We start from the raw sequence: 18506 nt of genomic DNA on the forward strand, positions 1-18506 counted from the left end.
GCGCGCGGGTACGCCTGCCGGAGCACTCCTCCTCCGGCGGCTGCCGTACGCCGCGGCGGTCCGCGGGCGCGGAGGCCGGCTCAGATGAGCTGGCGCCGCGCCGCCCAGACGACCGCCTCGATGGGCGTGTTCACGCCGAGCACGTCGCAGATGTTGCGAATGCGGCGGCGCAGGGTCCGTGCGCTGAGCTCCAGGTGCCGCGCGGCCACCTCGGTGGTGACCCCGGTGGCGATCTCGGCGAGCAGTTCGAGCTCCTCGTGGCTCAGTTCCACCGGCGCGTACGGGCTGTTCACAGCCGTCTCACGCGGGCGGGCCTGCAGGGGAACCACGTTCTCCCGGTGCTCCCGGCCCTGGAGAGTGCCCTGGTCCTCAACGGTGCGTCGTACGAGTGTGGCCTGTTCCACTCCGTCCTCCCTCATCCATGTGAGTGCGGAACATCAACTCGTCACCTGGTGAACACGAGCACACCGGATCGGGGGGTCCTACCCCCGACACCGACGCGACGGAGCACCCCGCGCACAGCGGTCACCCCCGAGGAAACCCTCTGGCACAGGGCCCGGGGGGACGGGTACGCGGGTGGCGGGGGCCGGTTCGCTGGGTCTGGGACGGACAGACTCCACCGAGGGCACACACGCGCGCGGGGCGCTCGGGCCACCGAAGGGGCCCTCGTCCCCGCTCACCGTCGTTCTCGATCCACTTCGGCGAACTCGCGGACCGAAGCCCGCTCTCAGCACGCTAGGCCGCCCAGAGGGTACCGTCAAGGCCTGATAAATCACCATGCGTAACCACACAAGCCCCCGCAGTGACAAGGTAACAGAAGAGAAAATTCGCCATCCGCGTTGACCTGCGTAAACAATCTCCGGAAGAAGGGAGCCGCCCCGGAAGGAGCCCTCATGGTAAAAACCGGGTCCTGTCGGAGAGACCAGCCGCGCCCGGCTGCGGCTCTGTTCCCTTTGTGCTTTCGACAGCGGATCCGACGTGGTCCACACCACATCACCGAACGCCCGACGGGGCCGCCGCGCTCCGGGCGCGACGACCCCGTCCTGACTTTCGGACATCTGCTGAGCCTGTTACGTCCCCCGCCAAAGCGAGGTCAAGAACAGGGGCTCAACTCCCCGAGGGCTTCACGATGGGGAAAAGGACAGTTTCCCGGATGTTCTTGCCCGTAAAGGCCATGAGCAGGCGGTCGATACCGACCCCCACGCCGCCGGTCGGCGGCATGCCGTACTCCAGCGCCCGCAGGAAGTCCTCGTCCAGCTGCATGGCCTCGGGGTCGCCCTGGGCCGCCATCAGCGACTGCCGGGTGAGGCGCTCGCGCTGCTCGACCGGGTCGACCAGCTCCGAGTAGCCGGTGCCCATCTCCATGCCGAAGCCGATGAGGTCCCACTTCTCGGTGAGCAGCGGGTCCTCGCGGTGCTGGCGGGTGAGCGGGCTCGTCTCCACCGGGAAGTCCCGCACGAAGGTCGGCTGGATGAGGGTGTGCTCCACCAGCTCCTCGAAGAGGTGCTCGACGAGCTTGCCCTGCCCCCAGTCGGGGGCGTACTCCACACCCCGGGTCCCGGCCAGGCGGCGCACCTCCTCGACGGGGGTGCGCGGGTCGATCTCGGTGCCCAGCGCCTCGGAGACCGCGCCGTACAGGGTGGTCTGCGGCCACTCGCCGCCCAGGTCGTAGACCTTCCCGTCCCGCTCGACCTCCGTCGAGCCGAACACGGCGCGCGCCGCCTCCTGGATGAGGGAGCGCGTCAGGTCCGCCATGTCGTTGTAGTCGGCGTAGGCCTGGTAGAACTCCAGCATCGTGAACTCGGGGTTGTGCGTGGAGTCCGCGCCCTCGTTGCGGAAGTTGCGGTTGATCTCGAACACCCGCTCCAGGCCGCCCACGACCAGGCGCTTGAGCGCCAGCTCGGGGGCGATGCGCAGGTACAGGTCCATGTCGTAGGCGTTGATGTGGGTGGTGAACGGACGCGCCGTGGCGCCGCCGTGAACCCGCATCAGCATGGGCGTCTCGACCTCGACGAAGTCGCGGGAGCTGAGCGCCTCCCGGATCGCGCGGATGGCGGCCGAGCGGCGGCGCACCATCTGCTGGGACTCGGGGTTGACGATGAGGTCGACGTAGCGCTGGCGCACGCGGGCCTCGGGGTCGGTCAGGCCCTTGTGCTTCTCCGGCAGCGGGCGCAGGCACTTGGCCGTGAGGGTCCAGGAGCGGACCAGCACGGACAGCTCGCCGCGGCGGGAGGTGATGACCTCGCCCTCCACGCCCACGTGGTCGCCGAGGTCGACGTCGGACTTCCAGGCGTTCAGGCGCTCCTGGCCGACCTGGTCCAGCGACAGCATGATCTGGAGGTCGCCGGTCTCGTCGCGCAGCGTCGCGAAGCACAGCTTGCCGCCGGTGCGGTAGAGCATGACCCTGCCCGCGATCGCGACCTCGGCACCCGTGTGGGTGTCCGGTTCCAGTCCCTCATGTTTGTCGCGCACGGCCCCGATCGACGTCGTCCGCGGGAAGGTCACGGGGAAGGGGTCGATGCCCTCCTCCCGCAGCCGGTCCAGCTTCTGCCGCCGGACCCGCATCTGCTCGGGCAGGTCGTCGTAGGTGTCGTCGTGCGCGTCATTCACGCGCCCGATCCTACCGGCGCCGACCCCCCGCCCCGGCCAGGGGCCGCAGCCCGGGGGGAGGGACGGCCCCAGGGGATCAGCCCTGCCCGACGGCCCCAGGTGCATGCCGGCCACCTCGCCGAGGTGCTCCCGCGGCTGCGCGCCCGGCGGCACGCCCAGAGCTGGGGTCGGCCGGGGCGGAGCGCCTCCCCGCCCGGGAGGGGGTCAGGAGACGTTGCGCTCGAAGACCAGGCGCAGGCCGATGAGGGTCAGCCAGGGCTCGTGCAGGTCGACGGTCTCGCACTCCCCCACGACCGTGGAGGCCAGCCCCCCGGTCGCCACGACGGTGACGTCGTCGGGTGTGTCGGTGAGCTCGGCGACCATGCGGTCCACGATCCCGTCCACCTGGCCCGCGAAACCGAACACGATGCCCGAGCGCAACGCCTCGGTGGTGTTCTTGGCGATGGCCGAGCGCGGCTTGACGATCTCCACCATGTGCAGCTGCGCGCCGCGCCGGGACAGGGCGTCCACGGAGATGTCGATGCCCGGGGCGATGGCGCCGCCCACGTACTCCCCCCTGGAGCTGACCGCGTCGAAGGTGGTGGCGGTGCCGAAGTCCACCACCACGGCCGGCCCCCCGTAGAGGTGGTTGGCGGCCAGCGCGTTGATGATCCGGTCGCTGCCCACCTCCTTGGGGTTGTCCATCCGGATCGGCACGCCGGTCTTGACGCCGGGCTCGACGATCACCGCGGGGACGTCGCCGAAGTGGCGGCGGAACATGTCGCGCATCTCGTGCTGCACCGAGGGCACCGAGCAGCACATGGCGATCCCGTCGATGTCCTCGGGGCCGTTCATGCTGCTGCCCTCGACCAGTCCTCTGAGCACGACGGCCCACTCGTCGGCGGTGCGGCGCGTGTCGGTGCCCACCCTCCAGTGTTCGAGAAGGTCGTCGGAGTCGAAGAGCCCGAACACCGTCTCGGAGTTGCCGACGTCGATCGCGAGCAGCATGCTGGGGGCCTCATCCGTGGTCGAAGTGGTGTGTTCCCAAGGAATCTTCCACCACCCGGGACACTCACAACAGGTCGAGTGCGATATCCAGCGCCGGACTGGAGTGGGTGAGGGCACCGACCGCCAGGTAGTCCACACCGGTCGCGGCCACGTCGGCGGCCACGTCCAGGGTCAGGCCGCCGGAGGACTCCAGCCGCGCGCGGCCCGCCACCAGGGCGACGGCCTCGCGCAGCCGCTCCACGGTGAAGTTGTCGAGCAGGATCTCCTCGGCCCCCGCGGCGATGGCCTCCTCGATCTGGTCGATCCGGTCCACCTCCACCTCCAGGGGCAGGTCGGGGAAGCGGGCCCGGATGGCGCGGACCGCCGCGCCCACGCCCCCGGCGGCGACCACGTGGTTGTCCTTGACCAGTCCGGCGTCGCTGAGGCCGTAGCGGTGGTTGACGCCGCCGCCGCAGCGCACCGCGTACTTCTCCAGGGCGCGCAGCCCGGGGCGGGTCTTGCGACTGTCCCGGATCCGGGCGCCGGTACCGGACACCGTGTCCACCCACGCGCGGGTGGCGGTGGCGATTCCGGACAGGTGGGTAAGGAAGTTCAGGGCGGTCCGCTCGGCGGTGAGCAGGTCGCGTGTGCGGGCGGTGACGGACATCAGCACGTCCCCGCGCTTGACCGCGGCGCCGTCCTCCACGGTCCGGTGCGCCTCCAGGGCGCCGTCGCAGACCAGCCAGAAGACGAGTTCGGCCACCGGGAGACCGCTGACCGTGCCGTCGGCGCGGGCCACCACGTGGGCGGTGCGCACCTGGTCGGCCGGGATGGTGGCCACGGTGGTGACGTCGATCCCCGGGGGCGCGGTGAGGTCCTCGGACAGGGCCCGGCGGACCAGGTCGGCGTGCGACCGCCAGGAGGCGGTGTGGGGCAGGGTGAACTCCGCGCGCTCCTCCGGGTCGTCCCGTCCGGGGACGGCCAGCGGGAGGGCGATGGTGTCCAGCTCCGCGACGAGCGCGGGCGGCAGCGAGGGGGTCCAGTCCTCGTCGGTGGTCACGATGGCGTTCCCTTCCAGGCGGACGACGACGGGCCGGATCCGTGCCTCCGGACGCGGCTCGGGGTGGTCGGCCCGCTGGTGCGAGCCCCGGCTCTCGGTCCGGTGCAGGGCGGCGGCGGCCACGAGTCGGGCCACGGTGAGCAGGTTGGCCGCCTCCCAGGCGGCGACGTCGGGGACGGCCGGGACCTCGGGCCGGGCCAGATCGTCCAGTTCACGGACCAGCGCGGCCAGGCCCTCGCCGGTGCGGCGCACTCCGGCGTGGCGCGACATCAGCGTGCGCACCCGGGCGGCGGTGGCGGGCGGCACGAGCGGGGTGACGCTCGCGTCGGTGGTACCGCGCGCGGCCCGGGGGGCGGGCTCCCCGGCCAGGCGGGCGGCGATCCGGTCGGCGTAGACCAGCCCCTCCAGAAGGGAGTTGGAGGCGAGCCGGTTGGCGCCGTGCACCCCCGTGCGGGCGACCTCGCCGACGGCCCACAGGCCGGGGACCGAGGTGCGGCCGTCGATGTCGACCTCGGCGCCGCCGGAGGCGTAGTGGGCGGCCGGGGCGACCGGGACGGGTTCGCTGAGGGGGTCGATGCCGTGCTCGCGGCAGGAGGCCAGGATGGTCGGGAAGCGCCGCTCCCAGGTCTGGCGGCCGAAGTGGCGGGTCTCCAGGTACACGTGGTCCACACCCTGCTCGGCCATGGTGCGGGCGATGGTGCGCGCCACCACGTCGCGGGGGGCGAGGTCGGCCAGCTCGTGCACGCCCGCCATGATCCGGTTCCCCTCGGCGTCGACGAGGTAGGCGCCCTCGCCGCGCAGGGCCTCCGAGACCAGGGGCTGGCGGCCGCGCGCCTCGGGGCCCAGCCAGAGCACGGTGGGGTGGAACTGGATGAACTCCAGGTCGCGCAGGCGCGCTCCGGCGCGGGCGGCCAGGGCGAGGCCGTCGCCGGTGGACACGGGCGGGTTGGTGGTGGCGGCGAAGACCTGCCCCATGCCGCCGGTGGCCAGGACCACGGCGGGGGCCAGGACGGCGCCCACCCCGTCGCGGGCCCCCTTCCCCATGACGTGCAGGGTGGCGCCGCACACGGCCCCGGTACCGGGGTCGCGCAGGGCGTCCAGGGCGATGGCGCGCTCGATGGTCTCGACGCGCTCCTCGGCGAGCACCGCCGCGACGAGGGCGCGCTGGATCTCGGCCCCGGTGGCGTCCCCGCCCGCGTGGGCGACCCGGTCGGCGCGGTGTCCGCCCTCGCGGGTCAGGGCCAGGCGGCCGTCGTCGGCGAGGTCGAACTCGGCGCCCAGGCCGATGAGCCAGCGCAGGGCGTCGGGCCCCTCGGTGGCCAGGATGTGGACCGCGAGGGGGTCGGACAGGCCCGCCCCCGCCAGGTGGGTGTCGACCATGTGGGCGACGGGGCCGTCCTCGGGGGCCATGGCGGCGGCGATCCCGCCCTGGGCGTAGGCGGTGGACCCGGTGGAGAGCCGGTCCTTGGTGACGAGGACGACCCGGCCCCGCTCGGTGCGCTGGACGTAGCGCAGCGCCGTGCTCAGGCCCGCGATACCCGAACCGACGACCGCGACGTCGGCCTCGACGGTCCACCCGGGTTCGGGGGCGTCGAGCCGTGTCTGGGCGGGTGTGCTCATCTGGGTTCTCTCCTCGGGGGGCACGGCTACAGGGTGACCGACACGTTGTCGATGAGCCGGGTCGTGCCCACGCGGGCGGCGACGGCGAGGACGGCCTCGCCCGTGTGGTCGGCGGGGGCGTCGGCGAAGGTCTCGGGGTCGACCAGCGCGAGGTAGTCGAGTTCGACGGGGGGCTCCGCCTTGGCGGCCTCGTCCAGGACGGCCCCGGCGGCGGCCCGTACGGCGTCGGGCCCCCCGGCCGCGGCGCCGCGGCCCGCATCCAGGGCGCGGGACAGCGCCAGCGCGCTGGCGCGCTCCTCGGCGGAGAGGTAGACGTTGCGGCTGGAGGTGGCCAGGCCGTCGGGGTCGCGCAGGGTGGGGGCGCCGACGATCTCCACGCCCATGTTGAGGTCGGCGACCATGCGGCGGACCACGGCGAGCTGCTGGGCGTCCTTGCGCCCGAACACCGCGACGTCGGGCCGGACCAGGTGCAGGAGCTTGCTGACGACGGTGAGCACGCCGGTGAAGAACCCGGGCCGGGAGGCGCCCTCCAGGCGGTCGCCCATGGCCCCGGCCGAGACGGTGACCATCTGCTCGACGGGGTACATGGTCCGGACCGAGGGGGCGAAGACCACGTCCACGCCCTCCTGGGCGCACACGTCGGTGTCGGTGTCCAGGGTGCGCGGGTAGCGGTCGAAGTCCTCGTCGGGGCCGAACTGGAGCGGGTTGACGAAGACGCTGACCACCACGGTGTCGGCCCGGGCGCGGGCCAGCCGCATGAGGCTGCGGTGCCCTTCGTGCAGGGCGCCCATCGTGGGGACGAGGGCGACCCGTCCGGCGTCGGCGAGGGCGGCGCGCAGCTCGTCGGCGGTGTGCGTGAGGAGGGGCCCGCCGGTGGGCGCGGGCCGCTGGGTGGGTTCGGTCATCAGTGTGTTCCCGTGGTGGTGTGGGGGCGCGGTGCGGTGTCCTGGCGCGGCGGGGCCTCAGCGGCGCAGGACGTCGAGCAGGCGCGCGGCGTCCTCGGGCTTGAGCATTCCGGCGTTGATGGCGCGGTCGGCGGTGAGCCGGGCGAGTTCGACGTAACTGGCCACACTCTCGGGGGCGGTGGAGCGCAGCTGTTCGATGTGCCCGGCGACGGTTCCGGCGTCGCCGCGCAGGACCGGTCCGCTGAGTCCGTGGATCCCCAGGCGCAGGGCGTTGTCCAGGGCCGCGCTGAGCATGGGGGCGAGCACGCGGCCCGGTTCGGGGACCCCGGCGGAGGCCAGCAGGGAGGCGCTGTCGGCGACCAGGGTGACCAGGTGGTTGGCGCCTCCGGCCAGGGCCGCGTGGTAGAGCGTGCGCTTGTCCTCGGGGATCCACACGGGTTCGGCGCCCATCTCGACCACGAGGGCCTCGGCGATGGGGCGCAGCTGTTCGGGCGCGGTGACGCCGAACGAGCAGTTGGCGAGCCGGTCGACGTCCTCGTCGCGGCCGGTGAAGGTCATGGCCGGGTGCAGCGCGAGCGGGAGGGCTCCGGCGACGGTCGCGGGGGCGAGGACGCCGTACCCGTGGGCGCCGCTGGCGTGGACCACGATCTTGCCGCGGAGGTCGGTGCCGGTGGAGGCGAGCCCCTCGGCGAGTTCGGGGAGGGCGTCGTCGGGGACGGTGAGCAGGACGAGGTCGCTGGCCTCGGCGACCCGGGCCGGTTCCAGGACGCGGGCGGTGGGCAGGCGCTCGGCGACGCGCTCCTTGGAGGCCTCCGACACCGCGGAGGCGGCCACCACCTTGTGTCCGGCGCGGCCGAGGGCCTGGCCGAGGACGGAGCCGACCCTGCCCGGTCCGATGACGCCGACCCGCAGGCGGGCGGGGCGCCCCTGTGTCGTCTCCATGTGCGTGCCCCCTCGTGTTCCGGTGCGTCCGGCGCTTCGCGGTCCCGCCGCGCCGTGACGCCTGAGCACACGATAGCCCTCCCGGTCCGGTGACCTGCCGCCCCGCCCCCGGACACGCACGTGGGGGCGGACACGTCTGCCCGCCCCCACGCCGTGGTCCCCTCGGTCACCCCTCACGGGGGGACGGGGTCAGCCCTGGATGAGCGCCCCGGAGTTGAAGCAGGAGGCGAGGGACTGGCCCAGGACGGCGTTGGAGTTGCCGCAGCCGTCGTTGGCGTTCTCGGTGCCGTTGATGTAGGCCAGGTTCCCGCTGACGTCGGATCCGTGGTTGGAGGTCCAGGTGTCGACGTGCGCCGACGCCGGTGCCGCGGTGAGGAGGACCCCGGCGGAGGCGAGGGTCACGGCAGCGGTGGCGAGCGTCTTCTTGAGCACTGCGCTTCTCCTTCTGTCTCCGGTCGGGGGGACCGCCGGACTGGTGGTGGTTGGCCGGCACCCTGCGACACCGAGCAAGAAGCTACCCCCGACGAAACCTGATTCGACAGCTTTGAGCTGCGCTTATAACGAGAAGGCGCGGTATGTTCACACTCCATGCCGGGGCTTTTCGGTGCCGATCGGGGCAAAGGTCCGCACGCCGGCGGCGCCCCTGGGAGCACAGCGTCACGGGCCGGAGGAGCTCCAGTCCGGTACCAACGGGGGTTACGGCCGACCGGGACGGGTGGGGCGGCGGGGAGGCGTGTGCGGCGGGTTCGGGTCCACGCGGGTCCGGGCGCACACGGGTCCGCGTACACGCGAAAGGCGCCACCCCGTCGTCACGGGATGGCGCCTGGTGGGGAAGGCCCGGAGTCGCGGCCGCAGCGGTTCGACCGGAGCACGTCCGGCCGGACACCCCCGCCCGGCCGGACGGGGCCCTCGGTCTCTGTCAGTTCTTGACGATGGCGTTGGAGTCGACGCAGTTGGCGCCGGCGACGCCGAGGACGGCGATGGCGTTGCCGCAGACGTTGATCGGCACGTCGGCGTCGACCACGAGCTGGTTGCCACCGAGGATGGAGCCGTTGCCCGAGGTGAAAACGTTGCTGTTGGCCATGGCCGGAGCGCCGGTGAACAGCACGCCCGCGGCGGCGGCGACGATGGCGCTGGCAGCGAAGGTCTTCTTCAGCATGTGGTTACTCCTGTCAGACCGGAGGACTGGGGGTACCAACCGGCCGATAACGTTGACGATGCGTATGACAGTGAACACACCTCGTGTTCGGTCACCATTTAGCCATACTCAGTCGCTCCGCGCGGCCGGATTCGCGAAGCCGTTCGGACCGCCACGTTGGAAGTACCACCATCCGTGAGGCTCCATGTCCGACATGTGAGCCACAAGCGGAAGGCACTCGGCCACCCGATGTGATGCACGCCATATCAGCGCCCGGGGGTGTCGTCCGCCTCGGATGCGCCCCGCTCGTCCGGAGTGTCCGGCGTGCCGGTTTTCCCGGTCTCCGGCTCCCCGGATCCCGGACTCCCGGTCCCCGGTCCCCCGACTTCCGGGCTCGCGGTGTCCGCTCCGGCCTCCCCGCGCGGGGGGCGCCCGGAGGGCCGCCGGGACAGGGTGGAGCGCGTCGCCCAGCGCTCGGTACCTGCCGCGGGCACCCGGGCCCGGCGTCCGTACTCCACCAGCGCGTCCAGGAAGCGGCGGGCCTCCCCCGCCTCGCGGCCCGCGGCCCGGGCGCGCACCGGGCCCGGAGGCGTGTCCACGTCCACCGCCGCCCGGCCGGTGAGCCGCGCCAGCGGACCCGCCACCAGCCGCACCGTCTGCACCCGCTCGACCGGGACGATCTCGGTGACCAGGCAGAACAGGCCGCGGCTACTGACGAACAGGCGTTCGTCCACACCCACCAGACTGGGCACCGGACCGCGGTTGGGCACCAGCGGCACGTGCGCCGCCTCGCTCTCCGGGAAGAGTTCGTTGACCAGGGCGAAGGCCCGGCGCCTGGGGGCCACGGGCAGCAGGGTGGCCGAGTCGCCCTGGCGCTCGCCCGCGTACCCGGCGACGTTGGCCTCCACCCGCGCCACGCCCAGGGCCCGCCAGAGCAGGGGCTCGACCACCCGGACCGCCTGGACCCGGCCCGGCGGGACGGTCTGCATGCGCCGCTGGAACATGCCGTAGCGCAGCCGCAGGCCGTCGGAGGACAGGGAGGCGTAGTAGTCGGTGTAGCGGGCCAGGGGTCCCCAGAAGTAGCGCAGGAGCCCCAAGGTGAGCGGCAGCAGCGCGCCGATCACGCCGTACTCGGTGAAGACGGCTCCGGCCGTGGCGAGCATGAGCAGCAGGATGAAGGAGAGCAGCACCGGCACGCGGAAGGTGAGCGCGCCCAGAAGCAGGATGAACGGCAGCCGGTAGAACGGCCACTCCGGCGCCTCCGGCGAGCGCCCCGGGAGTCCGGCGGCGTGCGCGAGGACGGCCACCCTCAGCCGCTCGGCCAGGCCGCGTGGCAGGCAGCGCAGGCGCACGGCGGTGGCGTCGCCACCCGCCATCTCGATCCGCAGCTCGGCCATGCCGAAGACCTGCATGAGCAGCGGCTGGACCACGTCCACCGCCTGGAGGCGGCTGAGCGGGACCTCGCGCGAGCTGCGCATGACCAGGCCGCCGTGGACCACCAGGTGGTCCTCGCGCAGCCCGAAGGTGCCGTACCACCACGAGGGCAGGGCGTAGGCCAGGGTGCCGAAGACGACGGCCACCGCCATCATCACCACCCAGCCGAAGCCGAAGGTGTTGAGGATCGGGCCGACCAGCGCCACGAACACCAGGGTCACCGCGGTGACCTGTATGGGGACGATCATCCAGTGCGAGCGGTACACGCCCGTGGTGACGTCGTCCTCGGGCCGCGCGCGCGGGACCGGCGGCGGACGCCAGCCGACGGACGGGGGCAGGAGCACGGGCGCCTGCGGCGGCCCCGGAGGACCGGGGGGCGCCCCCGGCGGCGGTCCTGGCGGCCCCGGAGGAGGCCCCGGGGGGCGGCCGGGCGGCGGCCCCGGCGGGCCGGAGGGCGGTCGCGGGGCGCCGTGCGGGCCCTGTGGCGGATGAGCTGGTCCGTGCACTTACAACCCCGTCGAGAAGCTCTCGCTGCGCTCCGCGAGTCGGTCGCGCATCCGGACGGCATCGGTCAGCGGGAGCCCCACCACCCTGGTGTCGGCGGTGCTCGCGGCGGTGCGCACCCGCACGGTGGCGATTCCCAGCGCCTGTTCGAGGAGGTCGGCGGTGACGTCCACGACCTGCATGCGACCGTAGGGGACGACCACCAGCTGCCGGACGAACACCCCGTAGGTGAGGTAGAGCTCCTCGGCCGCCTCCGCGTACCCCCACGAGCGGTGGAAGAGCCCGGCCAGGACCCAGCCCGCGACGAGGCCGAGCAGGGCGAGCACCGCCCAGGCCACGGCCCAGGGCCAGGAGGCCCACAGGAGGAGCAGGACGGCTCCCGCGACCCCGACCGCGAGGCAGAGCGCTCCGACCACGATCCTGCGGTACCAGGCCAGGGCGGGTGACACACGGCTCCACGGGGCGTCCCCGGGCGGGGCGAAGGCGGCCTCGAACGGCCGTTCGTCGGCCGGGGGCCGTTCGCCCTCCCGGAGCGCTCCCGGGTCCCGCCCCTCCGGCGGGGTCGGGTTCGGCGGCGGTGTCGGGTCGCTGGTGTCCACGGAGCCAGTCAACCATCCGGGGACACGCTCGCGCCGGAGCGGCTCGGCTCAGCGCCGAAATCCGGCAAAGGATTGCTTTGCCGCCGTTTCGGACCCCGCGTGTGGAACCGGTCGGCCCCGGCCGAGCTCAGGCGGCGCCGGGCGGATCGTCCCCGTGGTCGTCCTCGGGCACCCGGCAGGCGAACTCCAGGTAGAGGGCGCTGGCCAGGAGCAGACCGGCCGACAGCGCCGTGCCCAGCGCCGTGAGGAACACGCTCCAGTGCATGGGCAGGACCAGGGTGTCCGACACCGACAGCGCCATCCCCGCGAAGAAGCCCATGGCCAGCGCGGCGAACAGGGCGCTGGCCTTGGCCAGGGCGACCAGGCGGGCGGCGCTGAGCGGCTGCATGGGCTCGGTGCCCGGCTCCCGGCGGATCCGCCGCCGGGTCCGCCCGGCGGTGAGGAACTCCGCCAGCGCGAGCAGCAGCAGGGTCGGGATCGCCGACCACGGCAGCGGCGGCAGGCCCGGCAGCGCGTTGGTGACCAGCACGCCCACCAGGCCCCCGGCCACCGCTAGCACCGCCGGAACCCGCCAGCCCGTGGGACGCAGCCTTCCCTCCTCGTCCTGGGGCATCAGCTCCGGTCCTCCTCCGGCAGGCGCAGCCGCAGGTCGGTGCGCTGGCGCAGCCGCTGTTCGCCCCCGCTGTCGGAGGCCAGCACCTCCGCCAGCAGGTCGGCGACCGGGCCGCGGCCGGGCAGCTGGGCCAGGGGGTCGGTGTCCAGCCACGGCTGGAGCACGAACGCCCGCAGGTGCGCGCGCGGGTGCGGCAGGGTCAGTTCCGGGTCGTCGTCGCGCACGTCGCCGAAGGCGATGACGTCCACGTCGAGCGTGCGCGGGCCCCATCGGACCTCACGGACCCGGTCGAAGTCCCGCTCGGCCGCCCGGGCGCGCTCCAGCAGCGCCCGGGGCGTGTCCCGGGTGTCCACGACGAGCACCGCGTTGAGGAAGGCGCCCTGTTCGGGTCCGCCCACGGGCGCGGTCTCGTAGACGGGGGACACCGCCACCGGGCGCGGTGCGTCCGGCCCGGCCAGCAGCGCGTCCACGGCGCCCTGGAGGGTCGCCATCCGGTCGCCGAGGTTGGAGCCGAGGGAGAGGACGGCGCGGGTCACGTCCGCTCCCCCCTCGCCCCGGAGCCGCCCGGGTCGGCCGGGCCGCCCGGGTCCCTGACGTCGCCGAGGTCCCCGGGTTCGCGCCGCAGACGCCCCCGGGCGCCCGCGGCCCGGTCCCGGACCACGGTGACCGCGACGTCGGCGAACTCGTGCCCGATGGGCGCCGACGGCTTGTGCACCGTCACCTCCGCCCGCTCGACGAGCGGCTCGGACAGGCACTCCCGGGCCAGCCGCTCGGCGAGGGTCTCGATCAGGTTGACCGGCTCCCCCGTCACGACGGCGACCAGGCGGTCGGCGAGCAGGCCGTAGTGCACGGTGTCGGCCACGTCGTCGGAGGCCGCCGCCGGGGCGGTGTCCAGGTGGAGCACCGCGTCGACGACGAAGTCCTGGCCCTCGCGGCGCTCGAAGTCGAACACGCCGTGGTGGCCGCGCGCCCGCAGGCCGCGCAGCGCGACGCGGTCGCGCATCAGTCCTCGACCTCTTCCTCGTCGTCCTCGCCCAGCATCACGGGTGAGGCGTGGTGCGACCACAGCCGCCACCCCTGGTCGGTGTTGATGAAGAGGTTGGTGGTGACCACCCGGCCGCCCGCGACGAAGCCGGGGCTGTCGTCCTCGGCGGTCAGCACGTTCTCCTCACAGGTCACCATGGCGATGTCACCGCCGATACCGATGTGGGTCTCGGTGAGCACGTACTGGATGTAGGTGACGTTGGCCATGATCAGCGACCAGGCGCGCATGATCTCGGTGCGTCCGCGCAGCAGCGGCCAGCTGGGGTTGACGCACACCAGGTCGGGGGCCTCGTGCTCCTCCGCCCACACGGTGCGCATCAGGTCGATGTCACCGTTCTCGATCGCACTGTAGAACTGCGCGTTGACCTCGGCAACGCGCTCCATGACCTCCTGGCGCGGCTTCACAGGCCGCCCCGGTCCACCGGCTCGGCGCGCCCCTGGTCCAGGCTGGCGCCTCCGTCGGACCAGGCCGCGGCCACCCGCACGGCGTCGGCGCTGGGGCGCACGTCGTGCACCCGCACCGCCCACGCGCCCCGATCCGCGGACAGTGTGGTGACGGCCGCTGTGGCGGCGTCGCACTCGACGAAGGGGCGGTCCTCGCCCTTGGGGTCGCCGAGTAGGCGGCTCAGGAACCGCTTGCGGGAGCCGGCCACCAGCACCGGGCGGCCGAGTTCGTGGAAGCGCTCCAGGTGGTGGAGGAGGGCCCAGTTGTGCGCCTGTTCGGGGCGCTTGGAGAATCCCAGCCCGGGGTCCAGAACGATCTGCCCGGGGTCGACGCCTGCACTGATCATGGCCTCCATACGATCGCGGAGCTCATCGATGACCTCCTGGACGACATCCGTGTACACGGCACGGCTCTGCATGTCATGACTATGCCCACGCCAGTGCATCAACACATAGGCAACGCCGGAAGAGGCCACGAGCCGGGCCATGGCGGGGTCGGCCAGGCCGCCGCTGACGTCGTTGACGAGCACCGCGCCCGCCTCCACCGCCCTCTCGGCCACCTCGGCGCGCATGGTGTCCACGCTGACCGCGATCCCGCGCGCGGCGAGTCCGCGTACGACCGGCTCGACCCTGCGCAGCTCCTCGTCCGCGGCGACGCGCTGGGCGCCGGGACGGGTGGACTCACCGCCCACGTCGACGATGTCGGCGCCCTCCTCGACCAGGCGGACGCCGTGCTCGACCGCCCGGTCGGGATCGAACCAGGCACCGCCGTCGGAGAAGGAGTCGGGGGTGACGTTGACGACCCCCATGACCAGGCAGCGCCCGAGGTCGGGCAGGCCCGGAAGTGTGTGTTTCGGCCCCATAAGGCTCACCCTACGCGTATGCCGCGGAGCCGGAGGGCGTGTCCCCCGGCCGCGGTCGGGAGTGTTCGCGACGCCACCCGTCCACAGCCTGTGGACGGGGGTGTCCCCTCGGCGCCGTGGCGGCTCCCGTCCTGAGGGCCTCGGGCACCAGACACCGACGAGGGGGCACGTGTGACGGGCCCCGGGCGTGCTCCGCCCCGCCCATGCGCGCTCAGAACGAAGCGAAGCGGAGGCCCAGGGGGAGCACGGCCTAGCGGCGGTCCAGGATGAGGCTCATCGCCTCGGCGCGGGTGCGGTCGCTGCTGCGGAAGATCCCCCGCACCGCGGAGGTGACCGTCTTGGCCCCCGGCTTGCGCACACCGCGCATGGTCATGCACAGGTGCTCGGCCTCGACCACCACGATCACGCCGCGCGGCTGAAGGTACTCCATGATCGCGTCGGACACCTGGCCCGTGAGGCGCTCCTGCACCTGCGGGCGGCGGGCGTACACGTCCACCAGGCGGGCGAGCTTGCTCAGGCCGGTGATGCGACCGTCGGCACCGGGGATGTAGCCCACGTGCGCCACCCCGTAGAAGGGCACCAGGTGGTGCTCGCAGGTGGAGTAGAGCTCGATGTCCTTGACCATGACCATCTCCTCGTGGTCGGCCTCGAACACCGTGGTGAGCACGTCCCCGGGCTTCTGCCCCAGTCCGGCGAACTGCTCCTCGTAGGCACGGGCGACCCGCTCGGGGGTCTTGATCAGGCCGTCGCGGTCGGGATCCTCGCCGATGGCGAGCAGGATCTCGCGGACGGCCCGCTCGATGCGCCGCCGGTCCACGGACCTGGGCGGCAGCTCGTCCGGGTTGGCGGGTCTGTGCGGCAGTTCCTCGGCACCGTTCACGCGTCGTCCCCCTCGGTTCTGGCGGACGAGCCGAGCTGCCCGGCGGGGGCCGGGTACTCGGCGCCGTTGAGCCGGGCGAGCTCCTTCTTCGAGCGCACCGGGGGCCGCGTGGAGGGCTGGCGCTTGCCGTAGCCGGTGTAGGAGCCGCGGGAGGGGCGCTTGCGCACGGGCGCGAAGATCTCCAGCACCTGGTCCTTGGTCAGGGTCTCCTTCTCCAGCAGCGCCACGACCAGGTCGTCGAGCACGTCCCGGTACTCCACGAGGACCTCGTAGGCCTCGTCGTGGGCGGACTCGATGAGGCGGCGCACCTCCTCGTCGATGATGGAGGCGATCTCCTCGGAGTACTCGCGCGCGTGCGCCATCTCCCGGCCCAGGAAGGGCTCGGTGCTGGAGGAGCCGAACTTGCGGGCGCCCAGGCGCTCGCTCATGCCGTACTCGGTGACCATGTTGCGGGCCAGGGTGGTGGCCTTGTCGATGTCGTTGCCCGCGCCGGTGGTGGGCTCGTGGAAGACGAGCTCCTCGGCGGCCCGGCCGCCGAGCATCATGGCGAGCTGGTCCATCATCTGCGAGCGGGACGTGAGGAACTTGTCCTCGGTGGGCACCGACATCGTGTAGCCCAGGGCGCGGCCGCGCGGCAGGATGGTGATCTTGTGCACCGGGTCGGCGTTGGGCAGCGCGTGGCCCACCAGGGCGTGGCCGCCCTCGTGGTAGGCGATGACCTTCTTCTCCTCGTCGGACATCACCCGGGTCTTGCGCTCGGGTCCGGCCATGACCCGCTCGATGGCCTCCTCCAGGACCGCGTGGGTGATGACCTTGCTGTCGGCCCGGGCGGACAGCAGCGCGCCCTCGTTGATGACGTTGGCCAGGTCGGCGCCGGTCATTCCGGCGGTCTGGCGGGCGATGACGTTGAAGTCGACGTCGTCGGCCATGGGCTTGCCCTTGGCGTGCACCTTGAGGATGTCGCGGCGGCCGTCCATGTCGGGGCGGTCCACGACGATCTGCCGGTCGAAGCGGCCCGGGCGCAGCAGGGCCGGGTCGAGGATGTCGGGCCGGTTGGTGGCGGCGATGAGGATGACGCCGCCCTTGACGTCGAAGCCGTCCATCTCGACCAGCATCTGGTTGAGGGTCTGCTCGCGCTCGTCGTGCCCGCCGCCCATGCCGGCGCCGCGGTGGCGGCCGACGGCGTCGATCTCGTCGATGAAGATGATGGCGGGGGCGTTGGCCTTGGCCTGCTCGAACAGGTCGCGCACCCGGGAGGCGCCCACACCGACGAACATCTCGACGAAGTCCGAGCCGGAGATGGAGTAGAACGGGACCCCGGCCTCACCGGCGACGGCGCGGGCCAGCAGGGTCTTACCGGTTCCGGGCGGGCCGAACAGCAGCACGCCCTTGGGGATCTTGGCGCCCATCGTCTGGAACTTGGCCGGGTTCTCCAGGAACTCCTTGATCTCGTGGAGCTCCTCGATGGCCTCGTCGGCCCCGGCCACGTCGGCGAAGGTGTTCTTGGGCGTGTCCTTGGTGATGAGCTTGGCCTTGGACTTGCCGAAGTTCATCACCCGCGAGCCGCCGCCCTGCATCTGGCTGAAGATGAACCAGAAGATGACGATGATGATGATCAGCGGCAGCAGGCTGAACAGGGCGGTGGTCCAGATCGGCGTCGTGGCCACCGAGACCTGGTAGGAGTCGAGGTTGGTGTCCTCACTGTCCAGGGAGGCCTGGAGCATGTCCGCCAGCTGCAGCCCCTGGCCCTCGACCCAGTACGCCTCGTAGATCTCGTCGTCGACGGTGGTCAGCACGATGCGCTGGTCCCGGTCGACGATCTCGGCGTCGACCACCCGGTCCCGCTCGATGAGCTGGTGGATGGTCGAGATGTCGGCCTCTTCCGGCTGGGGACCGCCGCCGACGTCGAACACGCGGAAACCGATGATGAGCATGAGGCCGACGGCCAGGATCCAGATCCACGGGCCGCGGAAAAAGCGCTTCAGATTCATGTGAGCGAAACCCTGTCGGGTCCGTCCCTCCTGACCAGGCCGCCCGCCCCAGAGGACTTTCCGAAGCAGGACCTAACGGACACGGCTCCCCGCGAAACCGCCGGGAGTTTCGACGGTACACCGCGCCCCGTCGGGCGGGCGCACCGCACGGGGACGGGTGGGGACCGTCATGATGGCAACGACGGCACCCGCCCGTGTTGTTCCCGGGACGGCTCCCCTCCCGCCCCCGGCGCGGCCCGGGCTACTTCTCGTAGACGTGCGGGGCGAGGGTGCCGATGAAGGGCAGGTTGCGGTACTTCTCGGCGTAGTCGAGGCCGTAGCCGATGATGAACTCGTTGGGCAGGTCGAAGCCGATGTACTTGACCTCGAGGTCGACGTCGAAGGCCAGCGGCTTGCGGACCATGGTGCACACCTCGACCGAGCGGGGACCGCGCGAGCGCAGGTTGCCGATGAGCCAGGACAGGGTCAGGCCGGAGTCGATGACGTCCTCGACGATCAGGACGTCGCGGTCCTTGATGTCGGTCTCCAGGTCCTTGAGGATGCGGACCACGCCCGAGGAGGTGGTTCCGGCGCCGTAGGACGAGACGGCCATCCAGTCCATGGAGACGGGGGTGTGCAGCACCCGCGCGAGGTCGGCCATGACCATGACCGCGCCCTTGAGCACACCGACGATGAGCAGGTCCTTGCCCGCGTAGTCCGCGTCGATCCGGGCGCCCATCTCCTCCAGGCGCGTCCTGATCTCTTCTTCGGTGACCAGGATCTTCTCCAGATCCTGGCCCATGTCCTTAGCGTCCACGCTCAATGTCCTCGCTGGTGGTTTCCCCGTTTGCGGCAACCAGGATAAACGTGCCGAACACGGCGGGGGCGCCGGACGACGCCCTCCGCGGCGTGAA

At 72.4% G+C, this 18506-nt stretch carries 17 protein-coding genes and 1 pseudogene; all 18 read right to left on the reverse strand.

Annotated elements, in window-relative coordinates; translation table 11 throughout:
- Positions 1 to 80 precede the first annotated feature (80 nt).
- On the reverse strand, positions 81 to 404 hold the full coding sequence (locus FYW95_RS24300; RefSeq protein WP_159944115.1) for a LuxR C-terminal-related transcriptional regulator: 324 nt from the start codon (positions 402 to 404) through the stop codon (positions 81 to 83).
- Between the two features lie 703 nt (positions 405 to 1107).
- The gene (gene lysX / locus FYW95_RS24305; protein ID WP_159944114.1) at positions 1108 to 2610 is read right to left on the reverse strand and encodes a bifunctional lysylphosphatidylglycerol synthetase/lysine--tRNA ligase LysX; all 1503 of its coding nucleotides are present in this window, start codon (positions 2608 to 2610) and stop codon (positions 1108 to 1110) included.
- A gap of 204 nt (positions 2611 to 2814) precedes the next feature.
- The gene (locus FYW95_RS24310) at positions 2815 to 3597 is read right to left on the reverse strand and encodes a type III pantothenate kinase (protein ID WP_159944113.1); all 783 of its coding nucleotides are present in this window, start codon (positions 3595 to 3597) and stop codon (positions 2815 to 2817) included.
- 64 nt (positions 3598 to 3661) lie between these two features.
- Positions 3662 to 6256: an L-aspartate oxidase gene (locus FYW95_RS24315; RefSeq protein ID WP_159944112.1), complete on the reverse strand. Its 2595-nt coding sequence runs from the start codon at positions 6254 to 6256 to the stop codon at positions 3662 to 3664.
- A 26-nt stretch (positions 6257 to 6282) separates the two neighbouring features.
- Positions 6283 to 7161 carry a pantoate--beta-alanine ligase gene (panC, locus tag FYW95_RS24320; protein WP_159944111.1) on the reverse strand — a complete coding sequence of 293 codons (879 nt, stop codon included), beginning with the start codon at positions 7159 to 7161 and terminating at the stop codon, positions 6283 to 6285.
- Positions 7162 to 7218: 57 nt separating this feature from the next.
- The gene (locus FYW95_RS24325) at positions 7219 to 8103 is read right to left on the reverse strand and encodes a Rossmann-like and DUF2520 domain-containing protein (RefSeq protein WP_159944110.1); all 885 of its coding nucleotides are present in this window, start codon (positions 8101 to 8103) and stop codon (positions 7219 to 7221) included.
- 189 nt (positions 8104 to 8292) lie between these two features.
- On the reverse strand, positions 8293 to 8535 hold the full coding sequence (locus tag FYW95_RS24330) for a hypothetical protein (protein WP_159944109.1): 243 nt from the start codon (positions 8533 to 8535) through the stop codon (positions 8293 to 8295).
- Positions 8536 to 9022: 487 nt separating this feature from the next.
- Positions 9023 to 9262, reverse strand: coding sequence for a chaplin family protein (locus FYW95_RS24335; RefSeq protein WP_159944108.1), 240 nt, complete (start codon positions 9260 to 9262; stop codon positions 9023 to 9025).
- A 245-nt stretch (positions 9263 to 9507) separates the two neighbouring features.
- Positions 9508 to 10923 carry a PH domain-containing protein gene (locus FYW95_RS24340; protein WP_370462999.1) on the reverse strand — a complete coding sequence of 472 codons (1416 nt, stop codon included), beginning with the start codon at positions 10921 to 10923 and terminating at the stop codon, positions 9508 to 9510.
- Between the two features lie 258 nt (positions 10924 to 11181).
- The gene (locus tag FYW95_RS24350) at positions 11182 to 11628 is read right to left on the reverse strand and encodes a PH domain-containing protein (RefSeq protein WP_159944152.1); all 447 of its coding nucleotides are present in this window, start codon (positions 11626 to 11628) and stop codon (positions 11182 to 11184) included.
- 277 nt (positions 11629 to 11905) lie between these two features.
- A complete protein-coding gene (locus FYW95_RS24355) occupies positions 11906 to 12391 on the reverse strand; it encodes a DUF3180 domain-containing protein (protein WP_159944106.1) in 486 nt (161 codons plus the stop codon).
- Positions 12391 to 12927, reverse strand: a complete 537-nt coding sequence (gene folK, locus FYW95_RS24360) for a 2-amino-4-hydroxy-6-hydroxymethyldihydropteridine diphosphokinase (protein ID WP_159944105.1) — start codon at positions 12925 to 12927, stop codon at positions 12391 to 12393. Before folK ends, FYW95_RS24355 begins: the two co-directional genes overlap by 1 nt.
- A gap of 110 nt (positions 12928 to 13037) precedes the next feature.
- A pseudogene (gene folB, locus FYW95_RS24365) lies at positions 13038 to 13394 on the reverse strand (dihydroneopterin aldolase); the annotation flags it as partial.
- The gene (locus FYW95_RS24370; RefSeq protein WP_159944103.1) at positions 13394 to 13840 is read right to left on the reverse strand and encodes a nuclear transport factor 2 family protein; all 447 of its coding nucleotides are present in this window, start codon (positions 13838 to 13840) and stop codon (positions 13394 to 13396) included. The pseudogene folB and the gene FYW95_RS24370, both read right to left, overlap by 1 nt.
- Positions 13837 to 14742 carry a dihydropteroate synthase gene (folP, locus tag FYW95_RS24375; protein ID WP_236567938.1) on the reverse strand — a complete coding sequence of 302 codons (906 nt, stop codon included), beginning with the start codon at positions 14740 to 14742 and terminating at the stop codon, positions 13837 to 13839. Before folP ends, FYW95_RS24370 begins: the two co-directional genes overlap by 4 nt.
- A gap of 250 nt (positions 14743 to 14992) precedes the next feature.
- A complete protein-coding gene (folE, locus tag FYW95_RS24380; RefSeq protein ID WP_236567937.1) occupies positions 14993 to 15622 on the reverse strand; it encodes a GTP cyclohydrolase I FolE in 630 nt (209 codons plus the stop codon).
- A complete protein-coding gene (gene ftsH / locus FYW95_RS24385) occupies positions 15619 to 17613 on the reverse strand; it encodes an ATP-dependent zinc metalloprotease FtsH (protein WP_159944102.1) in 1995 nt (664 codons plus the stop codon). The genes folE and ftsH overlap by 4 nt, the downstream gene beginning before the upstream one ends.
- A 241-nt stretch (positions 17614 to 17854) precedes the next feature.
- The gene (gene hpt, locus FYW95_RS24390) at positions 17855 to 18409 is read right to left on the reverse strand and encodes a hypoxanthine phosphoribosyltransferase (protein ID WP_201295015.1); all 555 of its coding nucleotides are present in this window, start codon (positions 18407 to 18409) and stop codon (positions 17855 to 17857) included.
- Positions 18410 to 18506: the final 97 nt, after the last annotated feature.

The sequence above is a fragment of the Nocardiopsis sp. FR4 genome (genome assembly GCF_009830945.1).
Classification (GTDB): domain Bacteria; phylum Actinomycetota; class Actinomycetes; order Streptosporangiales; family Streptosporangiaceae; genus Nocardiopsis.

Excerpts from the sequence above, each read along its gene's own strand:
- FYW95_RS24310 (WP_159944113.1), bottom strand. The coding sequence starts at position 3,597 with ATGCTGCTCGCGATCGACGTCGGCAACTCCGAGACGGTGTTCGGGCTC.
- FYW95_RS24315 (WP_159944112.1), bottom strand. The coding sequence starts at position 6,256 with ATGAGCACACCCGCCCAGACACGGCTCGACGCCCCCGAACCCGGGTGG.
- panC (WP_159944111.1), bottom strand. The coding sequence starts at position 7,161 with ATGACCGAACCCACCCAGCGGCCCGCGCCCACCGGCGGGCCCCTCCTC.
- FYW95_RS24325 (WP_159944110.1), bottom strand. The coding sequence starts at position 8,103 with ATGGAGACGACACAGGGGCGCCCCGCCCGCCTGCGGGTCGGCGTCATC.
- FYW95_RS24335 (WP_159944108.1), bottom strand. The coding sequence starts at position 9,262 with ATGCTGAAGAAGACCTTCGCTGCCAGCGCCATCGTCGCCGCCGCCGCG.
- FYW95_RS24340 (WP_370462999.1), bottom strand. The coding sequence starts at position 10,923 with ATGATCGTCCCCATACAGGTCACCGCGGTGACCCTGGTGTTCGTGGCG.
- FYW95_RS24355 (WP_159944106.1), bottom strand. The coding sequence starts at position 12,391 with ATGCCCCAGGACGAGGAGGGAAGGCTGCGTCCCACGGGCTGGCGGGTT.
- folP (WP_236567938.1), bottom strand. The coding sequence starts at position 14,742 with ATGGGGCCGAAACACACACTTCCGGGCCTGCCCGACCTCGGGCGCTGC.
- ftsH (WP_159944102.1), bottom strand. The coding sequence starts at position 17,613 with ATGAATCTGAAGCGCTTTTTCCGCGGCCCGTGGATCTGGATCCTGGCC.